The organism is Collinsella sp. AF28-5AC, from assembly GCF_003457875.1.
Classification (GTDB): domain Bacteria; phylum Actinomycetota; class Coriobacteriia; order Coriobacteriales; family Coriobacteriaceae; genus Collinsella.
Genome location: NZ_QRTA01000014.1, coordinates 31,729 through 52,674, shown reverse-complemented (window position 1 = coordinate 52,674; position 20,946 = coordinate 31,729). Strand labels below are relative to the sequence as shown.

Below are 20,946 nucleotides of genomic sequence, written 5' to 3'. Positions count from 1 at the left end.
GAGCGGGGGCTCCTATCTTTTTAGTGCCCTCGGATTGGGTCATAGTGTCTGTCTGTAAATATACGTTTACAGCTAATTTCATACCACTTGTCGGAATGCGGACGCTGTCCTTGCATGTCGGGCGTACATTGAACGTGGTTTTTCGCGTGAAACCACGAATCGGTTGTCAGTCCTGAACAAGGAGGCCCAGCATGACGCTTGCCAAACCCATCAATAAATACATCGACTATATCGATGCCCCCGAGGACACGTTTGAGCAGTATGTCGAGAAGGCGTTAAAGTACAACTTTCGCTGCGTATTTGCGAACCTTCAGGAGTACGAGACGGGCCGCGCCATGCTCGAGGGCTCTGACATCATCCTTGCCGGCGCCATCGACTTTCCCCAGGGCACTATGACGCTTGAGGAGAAGCTTGCGAGGTTTGAGGAATACGCTGCGTGTGGCTTTACCGAGATTGACTACGTTTTGAATCAGGGGTCGATCGAGAACCGCGATTTTGATGCCATCGAGCGCGAGATGACTACCATTGCTGATTTTTGTCGCGCGCATGGCATCACTGACAAGGTAATCGTCGAGATGTGCAAGCTGGACGGCGACGACGCCGCCAAGCGCCGTGTATGCGAGATCGCGCTGGAGGCCAAGCCGGGATTCCTTAAGACATCGACCGGCAGAAGCTTTGGCGGTGCTAAGCTCGAGGACGTGCGGCTGATGCACGAGGTGCTCGGCGATGCCGTGGCAATCAAGGCGGCGGGCGGTATCCATAATTACGAAGAGGCTTGCGCATTCATCGAGGCCGGCGCCAGCGCGTTAGGTGCATCGGCGGGCATCGCGATCGTCGAGGGCGCACCGACGGATGAGCGTCGCTAGCAGACGTATTTGACCTGAGCGATAAAGCTTCACGACCACACGCCGTTCATGTTCGGGACAATATGACATTTTTCCCGTTGCAAACGGAGTCGCGGTGGCTGTTCTGTATGATGACTCAGACAAGGTTATTCAATGACAGGGAGGCATATATGGCAATCAAAGCCATCGCAATGGATATCGACGGTACGCTCACCAACGACCAAAAGGTCATCAGCCCGCGTACGCGCGAGAAGCTGCTCGCGGCGCAGGAGTCGGGCATTAAGCTCATCTTGGCTTCGGGCCGTCCCGCATGGGGGCTGCACGCCTTGGCGCAGGAGCTCGACCTTCAAAACCATGACGGTCTGCTAGTTGCCTTTAATGGTGCGCATGTGGTCGACGCTCAGACCGATGAGGTCCTTTTTGACCAGGCCATGCCGGCTGACGAGCTGCACCGTCTGATTGATCATCTGCGCAATTTCGACGTGATCCCTATGATTTCGCTCGGTCGCGATCTGCATGTCGAGGATTCGTATCGCTGCATGATTACGCTGCCGGATGGCTCGCAGAAAAACATCGTCAAATACGAGCGCGATGCGTGCGACCTTAAGATCCGCGAGGTCGAGAGCTTGCATGAGGTCGCGGACGCTTATCCCGTGGACAAGCTGCTGACGGCGGGCGATCCGGCCTACCTGCAGGCGCATTACGAGGAGATGTATGCGCCCTTTACCCAGACGCTTTCGGGCATGTTTACGGCCGACTGGTACTTTGAGTACACGGCGCCTGGTATCGACAAGGCCCGCGCGCTCGAGGGCGCCCTGCCCAAGCTCGGTATCGATGCCAGCGAGGTCGTATCGTTTGGTGACGGCCAGAACGACAAGTCCATGATTGAGTGGGCCGGCACCGGTGTTGCCATGGGCAACGCAGTCGATGAGGTTAAGGCGGTAGCCCAGATGGTGACCGCCAATAACAACGAAGACGGTATTGCGGTGGCGTTGGATAAGCTGCTGGGTTAGAATCGCCGATAATGCATGGTTCGGGCGCCTGCTTACAGGCGCCCTTTTGTTAGGGAGGGTGCCGTGTCCGCATTTCCGTTCGACGCCGTTATCTTTGACATGGACGGCGTCATTGTCGATACCGAGTATTACTACCTGGGCGAGACTGCCGCGTTTGCCAAGGAGCTTGGGCTTAACCTGACTCAAGAGGAGTTGAATGGGCAGGTTGGTACCTCGCATCAGTTCTTCCTGCATATGCTGGTCGATTGGTTTGAGCGCGCCGGTAAGGGGCATTTTACTGGCGAGGAAGCGTTGGCCCGTTGGGATGAGTGGGCGCATGAGCGTCCGCGCGACTATCAGACTTTGATTAACCCAGGCGCCGTGGATACGATTCGAGAGCTGCCGCGCCGGGGCGTTCGCGTGGCGCTTGCCAGCTCGTCTCCCATGGATAGCATCGAGGAAGTGCTCAATGCGTGCGGGCTGTCGGATGCCTTTGAGTATGTGGTGAGCGGCGAGCAGTTTAAGGAGAGCAAGCCCGAGCCCGACATCTACCTGCATGCGCTGGACCTGCTGGGGCTGCCCGCGAATCGCTGCTGCTGCGTTGAGGATTCGGTGCCCGGCATCACTGCCGGCAAGCGAGCCGGCCTGACGGTCATTGCCAAGCGCGAGGAGCGCTTCGGCTTTAGCCAGGATGCCGCGGACAAGATTATCGACCAGTTGCCGGAGCTGCTCACGCTTTCTTAGGAGCGCGGTAGTTGCGCGTTTTTCGGGTCAGATGAGTAAATACCCGACATTTTGGTGCGATAGCAAGCATACTTTATGCTAATGCGGGCTCAAGGGCTTGTTGAATGTCCTTGAGCCCGCTTTAGACTTAATTGCGCTGGGAGAGGGTATATGCCACCGACTGAAGGGCTAACTGACGGTAAAGCTGCGATACCGCTGTACCAACAGGTTATCGATATCATCAAAAACGAAATCAACTCCGGTGCCTACAAGGCGGGCGAGCGGATTCCCAACGAATTTGAATTAGCTGAAAGCTATAAAGTTGGCCGTGTTACCGTGCGGCGCGCTATTGAGGAGCTTGTCCAGCAGGGCTATCTAACGAAGCGACAGGGGAAAGGCACGTTTGTCAATGCCCCCAAGCTTAAGCGCAAGATTCGCCAGAAGGATGACGTCCAGAGTTTTTCGGACGCATGCCGCGTTAACGGAATGGAACCGGGGGCGCGCGTCATTTCGAGAAAGATACTGCCGGCGGATTCCACCGAAGCGCAGTTCTTTGGTGTTCCCGTTGGAACTGATTTGATTTGCGTTGAGCGTGTGCGTACTGCCGATGGGGTCCCCGTCATGCTTGAGAACAACATATACGTTTACGAGGACAACGCTTATCTATCAACGGCACCTCTATCTAACCAATCCATTTTTGAGTTCGTGCGCAACCGGACGGGCCGTACGCCCGCGTTTACCGACCCGTGCACGCTCGAGATCGCGTGCGCCTCGCCCGAGGTCGCTCGGCTGTTGGCGGTTTCCGTTGGCGAACCCTTGTTTTACATGGATGCCTTCTTTTTCGATGAGCAGCGGCGGCCGTTTATCATCGGTCGTCAGCGGATCGTTGGGTCTCGCTACGTTTTTGACATCTAGGACATTGCGAATGGAGACGCCCGGTGGATCATCTCACCGGGCGTCACCATACCGTTCACGGCGCGAACGCAACCGTTCAACCGTGTCGCGGCAATCAGTTTGAAATTATCTTGATGACGAGAAAAGCTGCTGGTAATCTATGGGACGTCATAGAACGTTTGCATTGTGCAAACGTTGAAGCGAGATGCGATGCAGTCTCGAGTTCTTTGGAGGTATCTATGTCAGATACGAAGGCGAAGAAGACAAACAGACGTTTTAAGTTCAAATTACCGCATGTCTATACGATCATGTTCTTGCTGATCGTTGTCTTTGCGGTCCTGACTTGGATCGTTCCCTCTGGTCAGTATCAGCGCAAGACGATTTCGACAGCGGCGGGCGAGCGTGAAGTCGCCGTTGCTGGAACCTATGAACAGGTCGATAAGAACTACACCGATTCCGAGACCGGCGAGACCATCAATCTGGGCCAGGATATCTTCGCGGTCCTGCAAGCGCCCACCAAGGGTATCCAAGAAGCTGCCGACGTCGTTGCGTTCGTCTTATTGATTGGCGGATCGTTCGCAATCATCACCAAGACCAATGCTTTGAATGCCGGCATGAGCCGTGTGGTTAAAAAGCTCAAGAACAAGGACATCCTCATCATTCCCATCACGATGACGTTGCTGTCCATTTGCGGCACTACGTTTGGTATGTCTGAGGAAGCCCTGCCGTTCTATGCCATCTTCATTCCCATCATGATGGGTATCGGCTATGACTCGATGACGGCATTCATCATCTGCTTCCTTGGTCCCAACCTGGGATATTGTGCTTCGACCATCGACCCGTTTAATGTTTTGATCGCCCAAGGCATCATTGGCATCGAGGGCAATCCGCAACTGTGGCTGCGCGCCGTTTCTTGGGTCATCTTCACTGCCGTCGGTATCGCATGGGCCATGCGCTATGCCATGCGCGTCAAGAAAAACCCCGAGTCGTCCATTACGTACGAGGACGATAAGCTCAAGCGTATTGAGTTTTCCGTGACCGATGCCTCCATCGAGGAAGAGTTCACTATCCGTCAGAAGCTCGTGCTTATCGATTTTGCTTGCGGTATGGGCATTATCGTCTGGGGTCTTGTTACCCAGGGTTGGTACATGAATGAGATTTCCGCCGTGTTCCTTGGCATGGGCCTGCTTGCCGGTATCCTGGGCGGTCTTGACCAGCAGACGATCGCAGAGGAGTTCGTTAAGGGTCTTGCCGACTTTGCGTACGCTGCCATCGTTATCGGTATCGCTCGCGGTATTCTGGTCATCGCCGAGGGCGGCATGATCATCGACACCATCCTCCAGGCGCTCGCTACTGCGCTCGCCGGTGCACCCGCCGCCGTCTACACCACGTTTATGTATATCGTCCTTGGCCTGCTCTCTTTGCTGGTTCCCTCGAGTTCTGGACTTGCGGCGCTCACCATGCCCGTCATGGGTCCGCTGACCGAGCTTATGGGCCTCAATCCCGAGGCTGCCGTTACCGCGCTCCAGTTTGCTAATCAGACCATCAACACTATCAGTCCCGTGGCGGGCATGACGGTCGCCGGCCTTGCCGTGGCTAAGATTTCGTTTGGCCAATGGTGGAAGACCATTTGGAAGTTCTTCATTTTCATGGTCGTCTTTGGCCTGATCGTAACGGCAATCTCTGGCATGCTTCCGGTGTAGGTGGTTGTGATGTCTGATCGTTTGACGGTCCTGACGTCTAAGAGCGTCTTTACCGGTACGGGTGACCTGCCGTTTGAAGGTTTCGTAGCGGTCCGTGGCAATCGAATTGAGGCTGTTGGCACCAAGTGTGAGGTAGCTTCGTATTTGACCCAAGCGGACGAGGTAGTTGACCTGGGCGACCGCACCGTCATGCCTGGCCTGATCGATGTGCATACCTTCTATACGGGCTGGGCGCTGCGGACGTTGGGGTCTGATCTGTCCGGCATCGCTGATGCCAAAGAGGCCGTGTCGCTCTTGCGTGCATGGAAAGAAGATCATCCGGATTGCGCGGCGGCTTTTGGCCACAGCCTACCCGAAACGTTGGCATCGGATGCCGAGAACGCAAATACGGCAGCTGTGTTTGACGATTGTTTTGGCGATATTCCTGTCGTCTGCTTTACACCGGGTGCGGAGACCTGCGTTCTCAATGCTGCCGCCAGTGCACGATACGGCTTTACACCCCAGGCGTGCTATGCCGAGAAGATCTGGCGCATGATGAGCGATTTCCTCGCGCTGCCCGAGGTACGTGCGGGGTATTCGGACTACATGAGCATGCTTAACGAGCGCGGCGTTACCGCCATCAAGGAGATGGCGTTTGATGACTACTACGGTTTTGCCGACGAAATGGCTCGCCGTGAGGAATCTGGTGAGCTGACGGTTCGCGTCTCTATGATGTCGCAGCCGGTGGGTGCCGGTGCAAATCTGGCATATGCCCGCGAGGCACGAGCGCGCTTCCGGGGACCGTTCGTTCGTTTTTCTGGCTTCAACCGTATGACCGATCGCGGCGTATGGGCGGGGCTTGCCGAGATGATTGACCCCTATGAGGACTCGGCCGATGCGGGCGCTGCCGGCAAGACGGTCGTCGAGGAGCCAGAGTGGGATCTGATTGAGAACGAGCTGCGTGCAATTGATGCTGACGGCTTCCGATATTCCTTGCATTGCCAGGGCGATGGCGCCGTTCGTCGCACCGTGGCGCTCTATGCCTCGCTGCCTCGAGACGAGCATGGACGGATGCTTCGCCGTCATGCGATTACCGATCTCGAGAACTCTGACCCGACCGATCTTGTCGAGTTTGGCAAGTTAGGTGGAATTTGCGAGGTCTATCCGCAGATTCTGACGCTGGACCGGCGCGAGGATTGCCTGTCGATGATGCGTCGACAAATTGGCGAGACGCGACTTTTGCACAGCTGGAATCGCCGCGGCATGGAAGATTCCGGATGCACAGTGTGCTGTGGCACGGATTTGCCGCTGTTGATTCCGAGCTTGGGCGAGTCAATCTACAGTGCGTGCGGCGGATACTTCGACGACGGACTGCCCGTGAATGAGGTCAACACGCTGACGCTTGTCGAGCTCTTGTGCGCTTGGACTGCCGGGGGCGCGTACGACCTGATGCGCGAAGACGAGCTGGGTACGCTTGAGGTTGGCAAGCTTGCCGATATCTGCGTGCTCGATCGGGATGTGTTCGACCTCGATTATCGCGACGCACGCGATCTTGCGGTTGACATGACGATGTCGGACGGACAAATCGTGTTCGATCGAAATAAGGAGGCATAAGATGCCTGAATCCAAACCGACGCTGCGCCGCGAGCAGATTGCGGGCATGAATATCCACTACATCATGTGGTCGCTCGATTACTTCCTTGATGTGCAGCAGCGCTTGGGCTTTGAGTCCATTGAGCTGTGGTGTGCGGAGCCGCATGTGACGCTCGACCACACGGGCTACTTTGAGGCTGAGGTCCTGGCGAAAAAGGCTGCAGACCGTGGGCTTAGGTATCGTACTCTGTGCCCCGAGAATGTTGTCTATCCTTGGCAGTACTGCGCACGCAAACCGCTGCATGAACAGCGCAGCCTGGCGTACTTTAAGCACGGCATTGAGCTTGCCGAGGTACTTGGGTGCGACCGTATGTCCGTCAACTCGGGCTGGGGCGACTGGGACGAGGACCGCGAGGAAGCCTGGAAGCGCAGCCGCGAGCACTTGTCCATTCTGGCGGAATATGCCGGCGAGCACGGTCTGGTGCTTACGATGGAAAGTCTGCGTCCCGAGGAGAGCAACCTTGTGACGACGGTTTCCGATGCGAAGCGCATGATTGACGAGGTCGCGAGCCCGTACTTACAGCCTATGGTTGATACAACCGCGATGGGCGTTGCAGGCGAGACGCTCGAGGACTGGTTTGCCGCCTTTGGTGATGGGGCAATTCACGAGATGCACTTTATCGACGGTGACCCGTATGGCCATCTGGTGTGGGGCGATGGCAAGCACGATATGGACGCCTTCGTCGCCACGCTCAACGCCCATGGTTTCGACGGCATGCTGGGCCAGGAAATCACGGACGGTCGTTACTACGATGATCCGGCGGCGGCAGATGCCAAGAACATGGCCGCATTCGAGAAATATCTGATTGACTAAAACAACTATCGGCCACGCAGCCAACGTCATTGATTGCGGCCAAACAAGAAAGGAACTGGATATGAACGCACACGATCTGATCAAAGAGGCAATTGCCGAGAAGGGCAAGTTCGACAGCGTCTACTGGATTGCTTGCGGTGGCTCCATGATTGATTTGATCCCGGCCCATGAGCTTCTGCAGCGCGAGGCAACCACCTTCACTTCGTATATCTATACGGCTCGCGAGTTCGATATCATGCGTCCGCGTCGTCTGGGCGAGAAGTCCCTGGTCATCGCTTGTAGCCACAGTGGCAACACCCCTGAGGTCGTCGAGGGCTGCGAGATTGCCCTTGCTGCCGGCGCTACGGTGATCGCCCAGACCGACAACGCTGGATCTAAGATCGACACCGGTAAATGGACCACGTGGGTCTACCCGTGGGGCGAGGGCGTGCCGCAGGCCGAGGTCCCCGCTGGCATTTCGCTGTCGCTTGCGGCAGAGCTGCTCGATCAGCAGGAGGGTTACGCCGATCTTGCCGATATGTATGCCGGTATCGCCGAGATGGATAAGATTCTTCCCCCGGCACGCGAGAAGGTAAATGCCGAGCTGGGCGATCGCTTTGCCAAGCTTTGCCAGGAGCACGAGTTCTTCTATATTCTGGGCAGCGGTCCCAACTTTAGCCAGACCTACGGTTTCGCTATCTGCTCTCTTATGGAGATGCAGTGGCAGCACTGCAGCTACATCCACTCTGCCGAGTACTTCCATGGCCCCTTCGAGGCTACTCAGGATGGCGTTTTTTACTTCCTGCAGATGGGCTCCAGCGAGTGCCGTGCTATGGACGAGCGCGCCCTGGCGTTCCTTAAGACGCATACCGATACGCTGATGGTGCTCGATGCCAAGGAGTACGGTATGGAAGCCGTGCCGGCGAGCGTCCGTGCCTATCTGGACCCGGTGCTGTTCTATGCCATGAACTGCGAGCTGCGTGCCGCACGCGGCAAGGTGTTTGATCACGATCCCGATTTCCGTCGCTATATGGGTGTTGTCGAGTACTAGAAGGAGCAAAGGCCATGGCATTTAACGTTAACGCGCTCGGATTTGGCGACAACGTCGTCGATCGCTACGAGCATATCCACACCATGTATCCCGGCGGCAATGCGGTGAACTTCGCCGTTTATGCCAAGAAATGCGGTGCCGCACGCTCTGCATACATGGGCATTTTTGGCAATGACGCCGCTGCCGAGCATGTCATTGCAAGCCTCGAGGATGAGGGTATCGAGCTTGACAAGTGCGAGCAGATGATTGGCGAGAACGGGGCGGCTCGCGTGACCGTCGTTGACGGTGACCGTGTCTTCCTTGGCTCCAACGAGGGCGGTATCCGTGGCGATGTGCGCTATGTCCTTGATCGCTTTGACCTTGCGTACATGAAGCAGTTCGATGTGGTTCATTCGGGCAACTACTGCTTTACCGAGCGCGAGCTGCCCAAGTTGAAGGCTGCGGGCGTCACGGTCTCTTTTGACTTTTCGGACGACTCCACCGACGAGTACTACGAGCAGATTGCGCCCTACGTCGATTTCGCTTTCTTTAGTGCGGCGGATGCCGCGAGTGAGGACGAGATTCGCGAGCGTCTGGCATGGGTGAAGGGCCTGGGTCCGCGTTTTGTGTCGGCTACGGCGGGCGCCGAGGGCTGCATTGCTTACGACGGCGAGCGTTATTACCGCCAGCTGGCTAAACCGGTAACGGACATGAAGGACACCATGGGGGCGGGCGACTCGTTCCTCACCTCGTTTTTGATGTGCTATCTCGATTCCGCCAAGCGTGGTGAGGATGGCGCCGAGGCCATCGAGCGCGCGCTCGACTTTGCTGCCGGGTTTGCCTCGACCGTGTGCGGCATGGAAGGTTCTTGGGGCCACGGAGCGCCAATCGTCGAATAGCTTAAGAAAGCGTACGGCGGTCTGGCTATGAGGTCTTGGACAGCCGATGCAAAACAATAAGCAAAACGCGAAAAGGGGGCTCGCCATGTGGTGGGTCCCCTTTTGAACATTGGAGAAGACCATGGGTATTAAAGCGTGCGCGGCTGGTTTTTGCTGCGCGGACGTCTATCAGAACATCGGCGTGTTCTATCCGACTGGTAACGGCATTGACTGGGGTATCCATCTTGCACGAATGGGCGTTTCGGTATCCGCCGTGTCGGTTGTCGGCAAGGACGAGTACGGAGACAAGATGAGAGAGGCGCTGGCCGCTGAGGGGTTCGATATCTCACATCTGCGGGTGGAGGATGGCGACACCTCGGTGATGCTCATGGCATTGAAAGACGGCGTCGATCGCGTGCATCTCGAGGCAATCGATGGCGTAATGGAGACATATCGTCCGAATGAAGATGACCGGGCGTTTATCCTAGAGCATGACATCATTCATACCGACCTGTTTGGCAATTGTTTGGACCTCCTGCCCGAATGGCATGATGCGGGCAGGACGGTGGTTATGGACTTCTCGGTGTTCAGCCAGGATCCCGAATATGCATGCGAGGCTCATTTTCCTTACGTAGACTATGCGTTCATGTCGTTTGAAGAGGACACTCCGGAGCTGCGAGACTGGGTACGCCACGTGCAGGAATTGGGACCGCGCGTTGCGGTTGCCACGCTTGGCGAGAAGGGAAGCATTGCCTATGACGGTGAGCGCTTCTATGAGTGCGGGATCGTACCGGCGGAGAAGGTCGTTAATACCGTGGGTGCCGGCGACTCGTATATTGCCGGGTTTACCAAGGGCGTGATCGATGGCCTTGATATTCCGGCGTGTATGAAAGCGGGCGCTGAGCTGTCGTCCCGAGTGATTGGTTCGTTTGAGCCGTACTAGGGTCAAATGCCTGGAAAGGAGTACGAAATGGTTATCGACATGTTGGTCCATCCTATGCTCTACGGCGAGATCTGTAAGCCGGGTGATGAGCCTGATGGATTCGGCTTTTGGTCACGAGAATTTGGTATGGGGCATATGGGCCCCATGGATTGGGATGAGCTTCAAGTCGAGATGGACGTCTGCGATGTGCAGAAGAGCGTGCTCATGCCGCTCGATGTAACCACGGCATGCGGAGGACACTTTGGCACCAACGACCAGATTGCCATGCTGGTTGCCGCGCATCCCGATCGTCTGTGGGGATTTGCGAGCGTAGACCCGCAGGTGAGCGGTGCCGCAGACGAATTGGAGCGCGCCTTTACCGAGTTGGGGGCAAAGGGGCTTTGCCTGCATCCTGCAAAGCAGGGTTTTGCCCCCGATGATGCTGTGGCCGAGCCGCTTTACGAGCTGTGCGAGCGCTATAACAAGCCGGTGGTTTTCCATGCCGGTATGTCTTGGGAGCCTGGCGCAGAGCTCTCGCGCAGTAACCCGCTTGCATTTGAGCACACAATCGCAACGCATCCAAATGTGCGCTTTAGTTTGACTCACTTTGGCTGGCCCTGGGTGCGCGAGACCGTGGCGATGCTGCTCAAGTATCCCAACTGCTACACGGACACCTCTATCACTTACATCGATTCGCCCGAGGAGATGATGCAGCGTCTTTTCACGGTCGATATGGGGCCGCTGTGGTATGAGCGTGCGCTATCGCATCAAGTGATGTTCGCCAGCAATACGCCGCGCTTCCGTGCGTTCAAACTCAAGCGGGCGCTCGATACCGTGTCCATGCGCGATGATGCGCGAGAAAGGCTCTACTGGGGTAATGCCCTGCGTTTTCTTGAAGGGGATGAGTGAACATGGTGACGCTCGAGACATTGAGCTATCTATCGACTGCTCCGGACCAGTTCATCGATATTACCGAAGACGTGCACGCTGCCATCGAACGCAGCTCGGTGACGAATGGCTTGGCAGCGATTATTTTGTCGCATACGACCTGTGGAATCGTGGTAAACGAGGGGCTGCCCTGCGTGGAGACGGATCTTATGGAGACGCTTGATCGCATCGCCCCACTCGATGCTCCCTATGCGCATGCACACTTCCTGCCGAGCTATGGAGCCACCGGCAACAACTCCTGTGGGCATATCAAGAGCATGATTTGTGGAAACAGTTGCTTCTTTCCCGTCCAAGATGGCCACATCGTGTGCGGAGGTGCCCAGAACATCTATCTTGCGGAGTTTGACGGTCCGCAGAAGCGAAAAGTGTACGTCGAGGTGCTGGGGGAATAACGTTCCTGCAATAATGAGCTGCACCCCAAAACTTGGACGGCTTAAATAAGAACTACGCCGCAAGGGACTGGCTCCGGAACTCCTCCGGGGTCAGTCCCTTCAGTTTAGTCTGCGTCCTCTGCCAGGTGATCCGTTGTATTATCCGGGCGGAAGCGTGTCGCAAGTCGTGGAAGCCGCCAAGCGCAGTTCACGCGCTGCATTTTTTGCGGTGCCTGGGCCGGTGATCTCGGGCTGATTGACCGAGATTTCACTCACACCATGCGTCGCAAGACGGCGCTGCGCCTGGACGACCTCAAGCTTTTTCACTTCATCACGAGCGAGGGGGGGGAGGTTTATCTCGACGACCGCACGACTGCGGACATTGCCGATTCACTTCTCTTTAATTGTCTTCCAGATGCGATGGTCATCGGCAGTTCGGCTGCCGGTCGTGGTGCTTCGGGCGAGCTTGCCGATGAGGTCCGCGAGCGTCGCAGCGTGCGGCTGAGGCGACGGGGCTCGCGGCAGGGACACCTGTCTTAGTGGGAACGGGCGACTCTGGTGCCGAGGCCATTTCGACGGGTGTATTCCGTCCCGGCGATATGATGATTCAGTTGGGGAGTACGGCGTATTTCATCTACCTAGCCGATCATATGATCGATGATGCCCGCCTGTGGCCGGGGACGTTTATCATTCCCGGAACTTACGGGATCTGCGCGGGGACCAATACGGCGGGTGCACTCACATCGTGGCTGCGCCAAGAGCTGTATCGCGACGCCGTAGAGGCCGAGGACCACGGTGGCCCCGATGCATATTCGGTTATGGCGCATGATGCCGCCGATGTGGCGCCGGGTGCCGATGGGCTCCTGTGTCTGCCGTACTTTGCGGGGGAGCGTACTCCGCTCAACGATCCCGAGGCGCGTGGCGTCTTCTTTGGCCTGACCGGAAGGCATACGCGAGCCCATATGGTTCGCGCCGCCTTGGAAGGCGTCGCGTATACCGTTGCATCCCATGTCGACATTATCGAGCGAGAGCATGGACTGCCAATTGGGCGCATTATGCTTGTCGGAGGTGGAACCAAGAATCCAGTTTGGATGCAGGCTATCGCCGACGTATGCGGGCGCGAGGTCTCGGTTGCCAAGGTTACGGTGGGTGCATGCTTCGGTGATGCCATCATGGCAGCTCTCGCAGGTGGCGCCTATGCATCATGGGATGAGCTCGCCCAAGTCCTTGGCGTTGCGCAAACAATCGTGCCCGATATGGCTGCCCACGAGTTATATGCGTCGCGCCGTCATATCTTTGACGAATTGTATGCACGCAACCGTGATCTCATGCACGAATTGGTGTAATGCTGCCGAATTGTACTGCCTACCAATAGGGACTGCGTTGTGCGATTCGCATGCCCCTTGGCATTTTTGCCCACAGGGGTTAGCGAAGGTCAAAAACAGAGTGCGCATTTGCTAAAACTACCGACTCGATGCGCTTTGCGTCACAGTTTTTGAGTGAGGCAATGCGCATCGAGGTCCTTGCGAGCGATCTGATGAGCGACTGCGCGCTTGTTTCTGTGTTTGGCTCGGCCGGCGCATCGGTCTCGAGCAGCAGGCGGTCGAGTGGAATCTGTCGTGCGTATTCGCGACCGCGCTTGGTCGCGAGCATGCGTTCGTTGACGGAAAAATAGCAGCCCGCATTACGCGCGCGGGCGAGTTCGTCCGAAGTGCCGCTAAACCAGTGGAAGATGATAGCGGGGGAGTCGGGGTTTGGGATGAGTAGCCCATGCGATTCGAGGACGTCCAGTACGGCTCCTGCTGAACGAACGGCGTGAATTGATATCACGCGACCTGCAAGAGGATGCTGCACGAGGGCATTGCAGAGCCGGTCAAATGCCTGTATTTGTAGCGGTTCGCTTCCGGCAAAGCGCGCGGAAAAGTCGAGTCCTACCTCGCCGATATAGCGCTCTTGGTCAGCAACTTCGCAAAGCAGATTGACTTCGGCAGGACCGCAACGGCCGTCGGCGAGCCACCAGGGATGGAGGCCAGCGCCCGCGATAATGTTTGGGTAGCGGCTGGCCCGCTTTTTTGCTGCCGCGAAGTCGCGTGGGTCGACCCCGCAGTCAAAGAGCCCCAGATCCAACGCCGCCGACTCACTGGCTGCAGCATCGGGGCTGAGCATCAAATCAAGGTGACAATGCGTGTCAAAGAATCGCGGTTCCATCGCAGGGCATCCTGCTAGTCCAGGCGCTGGCCATCGGAGCGTACGCGCTCAGTGCCGCGCCCGCTGATCTGGCGGATAACCTCGCCGGCAATCATCTGGCCCATGATGGGCGGCATAAAGCTGGCGGTGCCCAACTCGGTGCGCTCGTGGATATTGGAAGGGTCGCGGGGCTGTGTCTTAACCGATTCCTCGCAGCTAAACAGTACATGTAGGCTCTTGATGCCGCGCTTCTTGCATTCTTTGCGCATGATGCGGCTCATGGGGTCACGTACCGTATCGAAAATGTCGGCAAAGCGGAGGCACTCGGGATGGAGCTTGTTGGCCCCGCCCATGGAGCTAACCAAACGAATGCCGTGGTCCTGAGCATATTTGGCAATGGTGAGCTTGGCCGAGATGGTGTCGATGGCGTCGACGACGTAGTCGAGCTTGCCGTCTGTTTGCTCCAAAACGCTCGCGAAGAACTCGTCGATGTTGTCGCTCAGCAGGTATTCGGTGCGCTTGATAACGGTGGCGGCGGGATTGATATCGCGAATCATGGCTTCCATAACATCGACCTTGCGTTTGCCGACGGTGCTGTGAAAGGCGATAGCCTGGCGATTGATATTGCTGGGCGCGACGATGTCCTTGTCCAGAATGACGAAATGACCGATGCCGCCGCGGGCAAGTGCCTCGCAGCAGTTAGATCCCACGCCTCCGCAGCCGAGCACCAGCACCGTGGCATCAGCGAGCTTATCGAGTGCCTCGCGGCCCATGATGATCTCGAGCTTGGTGTCGCGTGTCTCGTTGGGAGTTGCGGCTGTGGTTTCAGTCATAGACATCCTCCGATGGGGAAGTGAATCGTGTTCTAGCTATCGCCATTATAGGTAATCGCCCATAGGCTGCGATGGCGTTTGCTTTGATGTGGTTTGAAGCATTGCGGTTAGATAGTTAGACAAACATCTAAATATCGAGTATAGTGTGCGCGTCGAACGAAATGATGAGAGGAGGTCTTATGCCGGGAGAGGGTTTTAAGGCGCTGGCCGATCCTACACGGCGTCACATTTTGGAACTGCTGCGCGAGGGCAATCGCACGGCCGGGGAGCTTGCCGAGCATTTTGACATCAGCAAGCCGTCGTTGAGCCATCACTTGGCGACGCTCAAAAACGCCGGGTTGGTGACCGACGAGCGCCATGGCCAAAACATCGTATACAGCTTAAATACCACCGTCATGCAGGATTTGATTGGTTGGTTTATGGGCTTTACAAACACGGAAGGTGATAAGGATGAATAACGAAAACAAGGGCATTCACGCCACGGGGGTATCGCGGCGTGTGTGGATTGCGCTGATCGCTCTGTGCGTCGCCAATGTCGTAGCGCACCTCATGGTGATGCCGAGCTTGCCTGGGCAGATTCCCACGCACTGGGGCGCGAACGGCGCCGTCGACGGTTGGGGTCCCAGCTGGATGGCCTCCGCGCTCGGCGTGCTGCCTCTGGTGCTTCTCGCAATGTTCTGCGTGGTGCCGCGCATCGATCCCAAAGGTGAGGCATATCGAACCTCGGGCAAGTTCTATCAGGGCTTCGTAATCGCCTTCACCTTGTTCATGTGCGCCGTAAGCTGGTTGGGTGAGCTTACGGTCTGGGGCGTGGTGCCGGCGGTCGGTTCGGTCAACGTGCTGATTTCCGGTGCTATCGGTTTGCTGTTCATCGGCGTAGGCAACTACTTGCCGCGTGTGAAGCAGAACTATACGCTCGGTATCAAGACGCCTTGGGCGCTTGCCGATCCCGAGAACTGGCGCCGTACGCAGCGCTTTGGCGGTGCCTGCTTTATGGTGCTGGGTGTTGGCCTGATTGCGATGGGCGTGGCAGGTGCGGTGCTTTCGAGTGAAGTCGTCGCCGCGGTGATTGCGGTTCTGGCGTTTGGTTCGGTCGGAGCCGTCTACGTCTACTCGTATCTGCTGTGGCGCAAATCTCAGCGGGCTGTTCGTTAAGGTTGCGGAAAACTAGCGTACGCAGTTCATAGTGTGTCCCGGGGGACTTTTCCCAGGTAGTATTAGGGGGTGTGGGCAACCATGCCCCTTTTTCGCTAAGTTTCAGAGCCGGTTTCCTCATTTCGTTTCCACTAAAGCGAAACAAGAATATGGAAACAGCAGGTAGAAAGGATAAAACAGACAAATGGCGGAGTTTATCTACCAGATGTATCAGGCTCGCAAGGCCCATGGCGACAAGGTAATCCTTGACGACGTGACCCTGAGCTTCTACCCCGGTGCCAAGATCGGCGTCGTGGGCCCCAACGGTATGGGCAAGTCGACCCTGCTCAAGATCATGGCCGGCATCGAGGAGGTCTCCAACGGCGATGCCAGGCTCACCCCCGGCTACACCGTGGGTATCCTGCAGCAGGAGCCGCCGCTCGACGACGACAAGACCGTCATCGAGAACGTGCGCATGGCGTTTGGCGACATGATTGCCAAGGTCGATCGCTTCAACAAGATCGGCGAGGAGATGTGCGACCCGGACTGCGACATGGACGCCCTCATGGCCGAGATGGGCAAGCTCCAGGACGAGATCGACGCCGCTGACGGCTGGGATATCGATTCCAAGCTCGGCCAGGCCATGGACGCCCTGCAGCTGCCCGATTCCGACATGCCGGTTAACGTGCTTTCCGGCGGCGAGCGCCGCCGCGTGGCCCTGTGCAAGCTGCTGCTCGAGGCTCCCGACCTGCTGCTGCTCGACGAGCCCACGAACCACCTGGACGCCGAGTCGATCCTGTGGCTTGAGCATTTCCTGCACAACTACCAGGGCGCGGTGCTGGCCGTCACGCACGATCGCTACTTCCTGGATAACGTTGCCGAGTGGATCTGCGAGGTCGACCGCGGTCACCTTTATCCCTACAAGGGCAACTACTCCACGTATCTGGAGACCAAGGCCGCCCGTATCGAGGCGCAGGGCAACCGCGATGCCAAGCTTGCCAAGCGCATGGAGGCCGAGCTCGAGTGGGTACGCAGCTCGCCCAAAGCTCGCCAGGCAAAGAACAAGGCCCGTCTGGCTCGCTACGAGGAGATGGAGGCCGAGGCCCGCGCAAGCCAGAAGCTCGACTGGACCGACATCCGCATCCCTGTGGGCCCGCGTTTGGGCAACAAGGTGCTCGAGGCCCATCATCTGCACAAGGAGTTCGATGGCCGCGTGCTCATCGACGACCTTTCTTTCACCCTGCCGCGTAACGGCATCGTGGGCGTCATCGGCCCCAACGGTGTGGGCAAGACTACGCTCTTCAAGACCATCGTGGGCCTGGAGCCGCTGACTTCGGGCGAGCTCGAGGTGGGCGAGACCGTCAAGATCTCCTATGTCGATCAGAACCGTTCCGGCATCGACCCCGACAAGAACCTGTGGGAGGTCGTCTCGGACGGCCTGGACCACATGATGGTCGGCGAGACCGAGGTTCCGAGCCGTGCTTATGTGGCGAGCTTTGGCTTTAAGGGCCAGGACCAGCAGAAACGCGCTGGCGTACTCTCCGGTGGCGAGCGCAACCGTCTGAACCTGGCGCTTACGCTCAAGCAGGGCGGCAACCTGCTGCTCCTCGACGAGCCCACGAACGACCTCGATGTCGAGACGCTGTCCTCGCTCGAAGCGGCGCTGCTCGAGTTCCCGGGCTGCTCGGTGGTCATTAGCCACGACCGTATGTTCCTGGACCGCGTCGCCACGCACATTCTGGCGTGGGAGGGCACCGACGATAATCCGGGCAACTGGTATTGGTTCGAGGGCAACTTCGAGGCCTATCAAGCCAACCGCATCGAGCGCCTGGGCGAGGACGCAGCCCAGCCGCATCGTATTCACCGCAAGCTGACGCGTGACTAGTAGCAAGTAGAAAGGCCGCCAGCAAGGGCGGCCTTTCTTGTAGCAATTGCACTGCAGCTATGCCCTGGCTGCTGGTTTGATTCATAATCAAAGTCATCTCTTTGGGATTAAAGCCCGTTTTTGCTATGAGTGATTTTCTAATTCCGTTTAAAACGTAAAGACGTATTGGGTTACAAGGACATAAGCGAATCGAATTGAAATATAACCAGTGCTGTAACGTTACAAAAAAGGTTATAGAATAGGAGTATCTTATAAGTCGCTCCTCTAGAAAGAAGAACATATGCTTTCGCGTCGTCGTTTTCTGCAACTTGTCGCGTCTTCAATTGTCGCCTTAGCCGCACGTCCGAAAGAGGTTTTTGCTTCGACGGGCAATATTGATGGTGAGCAGATACAATTTACTTCTGAAATTGCGCAAGAGCTTGCCGATAAATATATAAAGGGACTCCTCGGCTCTTCGTATACGCCTTCTGACCCTATTCCTTTTGTAGACGTTGATGGGTCCCCGCTTGGTTACATTGTTCCGGTTGTGACATCCAATAGAGCCGCGGGCTATTTGGTTTTAGATGCTTCAGATGATGAAATACTTACGGGATATCGTTTTGGAGACGGCTTAGTCAGCCCTATGGATCGGGGAGGAGATCTTGGTGTCGAGCCTTATTCTTTCAATAACCCAGTCGTAATGATCAATCCATTCGAATTCGGCGTGCAATCTTTGGACGGTTCAATAACAACAAATTGCGGAAGAACAATCCCGGCTGTTTCCATAGAAGGACGGCCTGTCGTTTTATCGAATAAACCTTCAAGCTGGAACGATGTTGTAATTTACGCAACTCAAATGCAGGATTACACAGTATCTGGATTTCGTTCCATTTCTCAGTTTATGTCATATGATGAAAGCGAGATTAAGAGGCTTACCGCCCACTATGCTTGTATGGTGACAGCTTTTTCGAACGTTGCGGAACTGTATGGCATTGCCAATTTATATAGCGACCCTTCGCAATATATGCAGATATGGAATTACACCAATACCCATGCTCTTTCCGATGAAGAACAGACTGTTCCCGGTGTTGTTTTGGGCGGAACGCCGATTTCAACCTGTGCAACGGGGTTTACAAATTACTGCGCAAGCAGAGGGAGTAATCTTATCGCTCGCACTGTCTCCTCCCCGGCTATCGTGAACATTCAAAATGAGATTAACTCTAATAGACCGAATGTTTTACATGCGAGTTTGTACAACGGATCAGCCCATTCTGTAACAGCGGAGGCTTACGCCACACTTACTGGTAAGAAAACTGGAGAGACAAGGCAGATGATTGGCATAGCGGACGGCTGGAATTCATCCTTATCCTTCCTGAAGTATGATCAGAGTTATTATGCGTGGACTTATGGAACGACTTTTTCGAAGTAGGACGATTCGTTTAGTCCTGTCTTTGGTGTTGATGGCTTTATTGGTGAGCTGTTCAACAAAAGAAGAGATGCCGCGCGGAGATTCCGGAGAAATGTCTGTGACAAACTCAGATTCATTGGAAATAGCTGGTGGGCATGCCGATGTGATGTTGCAAGGTAAAGGCATGCTTAGGTCGATTGATGCTGAAGACGCTGTCTGCTCAATAGAGGAATTAAAGACAGGTGAAACTGCATCGTACCGTGTTTCAGATAATGCTGCGAATATGATTGAGTCGATACCGATTGGAGCACAAGTTTCTTTTAGGTATTTTGCTCCGCAACTTGAGGAGGAGCTTGCTTCTCTGGTGTCTATATGCGCCGATGACAACTAAAAGGCCTGAATTTAAACGGCCTCGGATGGTCAATTGGCTATCCGAGGCCGTTTTTTACTCGACCGGGGCGTTGACCTTGTCGATGGTCCAGGCGGCTCCGAGGCCGCCGGTGGTGTTGCGGCGGATGCGCACGGTGACTTCGTGGCGCTCGCCTGCCTGCGTGTAACGCAGGGGGAAGCTTGCGCGGTTTCGCGCGGCCTCGATGGTACCGCGCTCGCGGGCGATCCAGTAGTACTCGCCGACAATGCCGAGGGTATCGGCGCCGTAGGGGAGATAGGTCGACAGCTGGTGTAGCAATGGACCGGGGCAGAAGACCTCGGTTGCGAAATCGATGGGGAAGTCCTCGGGGATGGCGGGCGCTACGGGTGCGGGGGCCGGTACCATCGTCGGTGCGAAGGCCTGCTCATTGACGGGCGTCACCTCGATGACGGGCGCGGGTTCGGCGCCGAGTACTGATTCGGTGTCCGCTTTCGGCATCGCCGCGGAATCTGCGGGCTCGACGATGGCGGGTGCGTCTGCGGTCGCGGTGTCGAACTCGACTTGCGGAGCGCTCTGATTCTCGACGCTCGACTTTGCCTCGATGGGCGTGGAGGCCATGGTGGTGATGCCGGCGTTGGCGTTCTCGGGGTCATAGACGACCGTGAGCGAGATGGCAGGCTGCGGTGCCTCGGGCTCCGATGCCACCTCGGTAGCGTCCTGTTCTGCGGGCTCGCAAGGCTGATCGTCCTCGGCCTCGTCGCCAAAGACATCGCTGTTTTGGAACGCAGACGTCTCGGGCTGGTTGGCGGCTTCTTCGGTTGTCGACTTGGGAGCTTCGTTGAGCTCCGCAGTGGCTTCCTGCTCGGATATGACTTTGGGATCGGCCGTGGTGGCGATTTCGGTTTCGGCTTCTGCCGTTACCTCAATAGCGACTTCGATCTCGGGCTCGGGCTCGGGCACAGCTTCAACTACGGGCTCGGGACGCTTAACGTGCTTGGGACGCACGGCCTTGAGGTCCTTCTCACCGCGTTTTTTCTTTTTGTAGGACTGTTTAGCGCCCTTGGCTGCCTTGGGCTTGTCCTCGCCCTTGGCAAGGGCGGCATCCCAGGCATCGTTGGCGATGACGGTGGCATACAGGCGACCGCCCTTAAAGACGGTCAGCTTAATGCAGTCGTCGAGCTCCTCGAGCAGCTCGCGCGTGGACTCAAAGCCGAGGTCATAAGCGGCCATGTCACCAGCGGCGAGTGCCTCCTCGACCTGCGTCATAAACGTTTGCTTGCCGCATCCGATTGCATCGCGCAGCAGGCGATACAGATAGATGTGGTTGCCCAGCGAAAGCGTGGGCCTAACTATTGTCTTGCTCATGGCAAATCTCCTCTTTACACACCAAAGCATCTTACCATCGCACGGGGCGTGCCG

23 protein-coding genes are annotated in these 20,946 nt (G+C 56.6%); 19 read left to right on the top strand and 4 right to left on the bottom strand.

The window, feature by feature from the left end; translation table 11 throughout:
- The first annotated feature begins 191 nt into the window (after positions 1-191).
- From deoC to DWZ01_RS08740, 12 genes are all read left to right on the top strand, one after another.
- Complete coding sequence (deoC, locus tag DWZ01_RS08795; protein WP_022094433.1) at positions 192-866, top strand: deoxyribose-phosphate aldolase; 675 nt, start codon at positions 192-194, stop codon at positions 864-866.
- A gap of 149 nt (positions 867-1,015) precedes the next feature.
- The gene (locus DWZ01_RS08790) at positions 1,016-1,858 is read left to right on the top strand and encodes a Cof-type HAD-IIB family hydrolase (protein ID WP_197032805.1); all 843 of its coding nucleotides are present in this window, start codon (positions 1,016-1,018) and stop codon (positions 1,856-1,858) included.
- Between the two features lie 63 nt (positions 1,859-1,921).
- Positions 1,922-2,581, top strand: a complete 660-nt coding sequence (locus DWZ01_RS08785; RefSeq protein ID WP_334199550.1) for an HAD family phosphatase — start codon at positions 1,922-1,924, stop codon at positions 2,579-2,581.
- A gap of 150 nt (positions 2,582-2,731) precedes the next feature.
- Positions 2,732-3,475, top strand: a complete 744-nt coding sequence (locus DWZ01_RS08780) for a GntR family transcriptional regulator (RefSeq protein ID WP_117840174.1) — start codon at positions 2,732-2,734, stop codon at positions 3,473-3,475.
- A 218-nt stretch (positions 3,476-3,693) separates the two neighbouring features.
- On the top strand, positions 3,694-5,157 hold the full coding sequence (locus DWZ01_RS08775; protein WP_117840175.1) for a YfcC family protein: 1,464 nt from the start codon (positions 3,694-3,696) through the stop codon (positions 5,155-5,157).
- Positions 5,158-5,166: 9 nt separating this feature from the next.
- Positions 5,167-6,750, top strand: coding sequence for an amidohydrolase (locus DWZ01_RS08770; RefSeq protein ID WP_117848677.1), 1,584 nt, complete (start codon positions 5,167-5,169; stop codon positions 6,748-6,750).
- Position 6,751: 1 nt separating this feature from the next.
- Positions 6,752-7,603, top strand: a complete 852-nt coding sequence (locus tag DWZ01_RS08765; protein ID WP_117840177.1) for a sugar phosphate isomerase/epimerase — start codon at positions 6,752-6,754, stop codon at positions 7,601-7,603.
- Between the two features lie 61 nt (positions 7,604-7,664).
- Complete coding sequence (locus DWZ01_RS08760) at positions 7,665-8,633, top strand: SIS domain-containing protein (RefSeq protein ID WP_117800382.1); 969 nt, start codon at positions 7,665-7,667, stop codon at positions 8,631-8,633.
- A 14-nt stretch (positions 8,634-8,647) separates the two neighbouring features.
- Positions 8,648-9,511 (top strand): PfkB family carbohydrate kinase, encoded by an 864-nt coding sequence (locus DWZ01_RS08755; protein WP_117840178.1) that lies wholly within the window; start codon positions 8,648-8,650, stop codon positions 9,509-9,511.
- Between the two features lie 121 nt (positions 9,512-9,632).
- Entirely contained in the window at positions 9,633-10,433 is an 801-nt protein-coding gene (gene frlD / locus DWZ01_RS08750; RefSeq protein ID WP_117840179.1) for a fructoselysine 6-kinase, read from the top strand.
- 27 nt (positions 10,434-10,460) lie between these two features.
- Positions 10,461-11,321, top strand: a complete 861-nt coding sequence (locus DWZ01_RS08745) for an amidohydrolase family protein (RefSeq protein ID WP_231500796.1) — start codon at positions 10,461-10,463, stop codon at positions 11,319-11,321.
- Between the two features lie 2 nt (positions 11,322-11,323).
- Positions 11,324-11,752 (top strand): secondary thiamine-phosphate synthase enzyme YjbQ, encoded by a 429-nt coding sequence (locus DWZ01_RS08740; RefSeq protein WP_117735290.1) that lies wholly within the window; start codon positions 11,324-11,326, stop codon positions 11,750-11,752.
- Between the two features lie 52 nt (positions 11,753-11,804).
- On the opposite strand, the gene DWZ01_RS11070 is transcribed toward DWZ01_RS08740, so the two are convergent.
- Positions 11,805-11,915 (bottom strand): IS3 family transposase, encoded by a 111-nt coding sequence (locus DWZ01_RS11070; protein ID WP_368131375.1) that lies wholly within the window; start codon positions 11,913-11,915, stop codon positions 11,805-11,807.
- A 95-nt stretch (positions 11,916-12,010) separates the two neighbouring features.
- Between DWZ01_RS11070 and DWZ01_RS10955 the strand changes: the two genes are divergently transcribed.
- Both DWZ01_RS10955 and DWZ01_RS08730 read left to right on the top strand, forming a co-directional pair.
- Positions 12,011-12,271: a hypothetical protein gene (locus DWZ01_RS10955; protein ID WP_369832491.1), complete on the top strand. Its 261-nt coding sequence runs from the start codon at positions 12,011-12,013 to the stop codon at positions 12,269-12,271.
- Positions 12,271-13,077 carry an FGGY-family carbohydrate kinase gene (locus DWZ01_RS08730; protein ID WP_231500795.1) on the top strand — a complete coding sequence of 269 codons (807 nt, stop codon included), beginning with the start codon at positions 12,271-12,273 and terminating at the stop codon, positions 13,075-13,077. The genes DWZ01_RS10955 and DWZ01_RS08730 overlap by 1 nt, the downstream gene beginning before the upstream one ends.
- 79 nt (positions 13,078-13,156) lie before the next feature.
- On the opposite strand, the gene DWZ01_RS08725 is transcribed toward DWZ01_RS08730, so the two are convergent.
- Positions 13,157-13,939, bottom strand: a complete 783-nt coding sequence (locus DWZ01_RS08725; protein WP_117840181.1) for a TatD family hydrolase — start codon at positions 13,937-13,939, stop codon at positions 13,157-13,159.
- A 14-nt stretch (positions 13,940-13,953) separates the two neighbouring features.
- Positions 13,954-14,751, bottom strand: a complete 798-nt coding sequence (locus DWZ01_RS08720) for a ThiF family adenylyltransferase (RefSeq protein ID WP_117840182.1) — start codon at positions 14,749-14,751, stop codon at positions 13,954-13,956.
- Positions 14,752-14,930: 179 nt separating this feature from the next.
- On the opposite strand from DWZ01_RS08720, the gene DWZ01_RS08715 reads away from it, so the two are divergent.
- The 5 genes from DWZ01_RS08715 (at position 14,931) to DWZ01_RS10640 (ending at position 19,548) form a co-directional block, all read left to right on the top strand.
- Positions 14,931-15,209 (top strand): autorepressor SdpR family transcription factor, encoded by a 279-nt coding sequence (locus DWZ01_RS08715; protein ID WP_147332646.1) that lies wholly within the window; start codon positions 14,931-14,933, stop codon positions 15,207-15,209.
- Positions 15,202-15,906, top strand: coding sequence for an SdpI family protein (locus DWZ01_RS08710; protein ID WP_117840184.1), 705 nt, complete (start codon positions 15,202-15,204; stop codon positions 15,904-15,906). The genes DWZ01_RS08715 and DWZ01_RS08710 overlap by 8 nt, the downstream gene beginning before the upstream one ends.
- 184 nt (positions 15,907-16,090) lie before the next feature.
- Positions 16,091-17,770: an energy-dependent translational throttle protein EttA gene (ettA, locus tag DWZ01_RS08705; RefSeq protein ID WP_117840185.1), complete on the top strand. Its 1,680-nt coding sequence runs from the start codon at positions 16,091-16,093 to the stop codon at positions 17,768-17,770.
- Positions 17,771-18,050: 280 nt separating this feature from the next.
- Positions 18,051-19,178, top strand: coding sequence for a hypothetical protein (locus DWZ01_RS10645; protein ID WP_147332645.1), 1,128 nt, complete (start codon positions 18,051-18,053; stop codon positions 19,176-19,178).
- A complete protein-coding gene (locus tag DWZ01_RS10640) occupies positions 19,156-19,548 on the top strand; it encodes a hypothetical protein (RefSeq protein WP_147332644.1) in 393 nt (130 codons plus the stop codon). The genes DWZ01_RS10645 and DWZ01_RS10640 overlap by 23 nt, the downstream gene beginning before the upstream one ends.
- A 54-nt stretch (positions 19,549-19,602) precedes the next feature.
- Here DWZ01_RS10640 and DWZ01_RS08700 read toward each other — a convergent pair whose 3' ends face one another.
- The gene (locus DWZ01_RS08700; RefSeq protein ID WP_117848675.1) at positions 19,603-20,892 is read right to left on the bottom strand and encodes a hypothetical protein; all 1,290 of its coding nucleotides are present in this window, start codon (positions 20,890-20,892) and stop codon (positions 19,603-19,605) included.
- Positions 20,893-20,946: the final 54 nt, after the last annotated feature.

Excerpts from the sequence above, each read along its gene's own strand:
- DWZ01_RS08765 (WP_117840177.1), top strand. The coding sequence starts at position 6,752 with ATGCCTGAATCCAAACCGACGCTGCGCCGCGAGCAGATTGCGGGCATG.
- DWZ01_RS10640 (WP_147332644.1), top strand. The coding sequence starts at position 19,156 with ATGGAACGACTTTTTCGAAGTAGGACGATTCGTTTAGTCCTGTCTTTG.
- DWZ01_RS08725 (WP_117840181.1), bottom strand. The coding sequence starts at position 13,939 with ATGGAACCGCGATTCTTTGACACGCATTGTCACCTTGATTTGATGCTC.
- DWZ01_RS10955 (WP_369832491.1), top strand. The coding sequence starts at position 12,011 with ATGCGTCGCAAGACGGCGCTGCGCCTGGACGACCTCAAGCTTTTTCAC.
- DWZ01_RS08760 (WP_117800382.1), top strand. The coding sequence starts at position 7,665 with ATGAACGCACACGATCTGATCAAAGAGGCAATTGCCGAGAAGGGCAAG.
- DWZ01_RS08770 (WP_117848677.1), top strand. The coding sequence starts at position 5,167 with ATGTCTGATCGTTTGACGGTCCTGACGTCTAAGAGCGTCTTTACCGGT.
- DWZ01_RS08720 (WP_117840182.1), bottom strand. The coding sequence starts at position 14,751 with ATGACTGAAACCACAGCCGCAACTCCCAACGAGACACGCGACACCAAG.
- DWZ01_RS08745 (WP_231500796.1), top strand. The coding sequence starts at position 10,461 with ATGGTTATCGACATGTTGGTCCATCCTATGCTCTACGGCGAGATCTGT.
- ettA (WP_117840185.1), top strand. The coding sequence starts at position 16,091 with ATGGCGGAGTTTATCTACCAGATGTATCAGGCTCGCAAGGCCCATGGC.
- DWZ01_RS10645 (WP_147332645.1), top strand. The coding sequence starts at position 18,051 with ATGCTTTCGCGTCGTCGTTTTCTGCAACTTGTCGCGTCTTCAATTGTC.
- DWZ01_RS08775 (WP_117840175.1), top strand. The coding sequence starts at position 3,694 with ATGTCAGATACGAAGGCGAAGAAGACAAACAGACGTTTTAAGTTCAAA.
- deoC (WP_022094433.1), top strand. The coding sequence starts at position 192 with ATGACGCTTGCCAAACCCATCAATAAATACATCGACTATATCGATGCC.
- DWZ01_RS08790 (WP_197032805.1), top strand. The coding sequence starts at position 1,016 with ATGGCAATCAAAGCCATCGCAATGGATATCGACGGTACGCTCACCAAC.
- frlD (WP_117840179.1), top strand. The coding sequence starts at position 9,633 with ATGGGTATTAAAGCGTGCGCGGCTGGTTTTTGCTGCGCGGACGTCTAT.
- DWZ01_RS08700 (WP_117848675.1), bottom strand. The coding sequence starts at position 20,892 with ATGAGCAAGACAATAGTTAGGCCCACGCTTTCGCTGGGCAACCACATC.
- DWZ01_RS08740 (WP_117735290.1), top strand. The coding sequence starts at position 11,324 with ATGGTGACGCTCGAGACATTGAGCTATCTATCGACTGCTCCGGACCAG.
- DWZ01_RS08755 (WP_117840178.1), top strand. The coding sequence starts at position 8,648 with ATGGCATTTAACGTTAACGCGCTCGGATTTGGCGACAACGTCGTCGAT.
- DWZ01_RS08780 (WP_117840174.1), top strand. The coding sequence starts at position 2,732 with ATGCCACCGACTGAAGGGCTAACTGACGGTAAAGCTGCGATACCGCTG.
- DWZ01_RS08710 (WP_117840184.1), top strand. The coding sequence starts at position 15,202 with ATGAATAACGAAAACAAGGGCATTCACGCCACGGGGGTATCGCGGCGT.
- DWZ01_RS08715 (WP_147332646.1), top strand. The coding sequence starts at position 14,931 with ATGCCGGGAGAGGGTTTTAAGGCGCTGGCCGATCCTACACGGCGTCAC.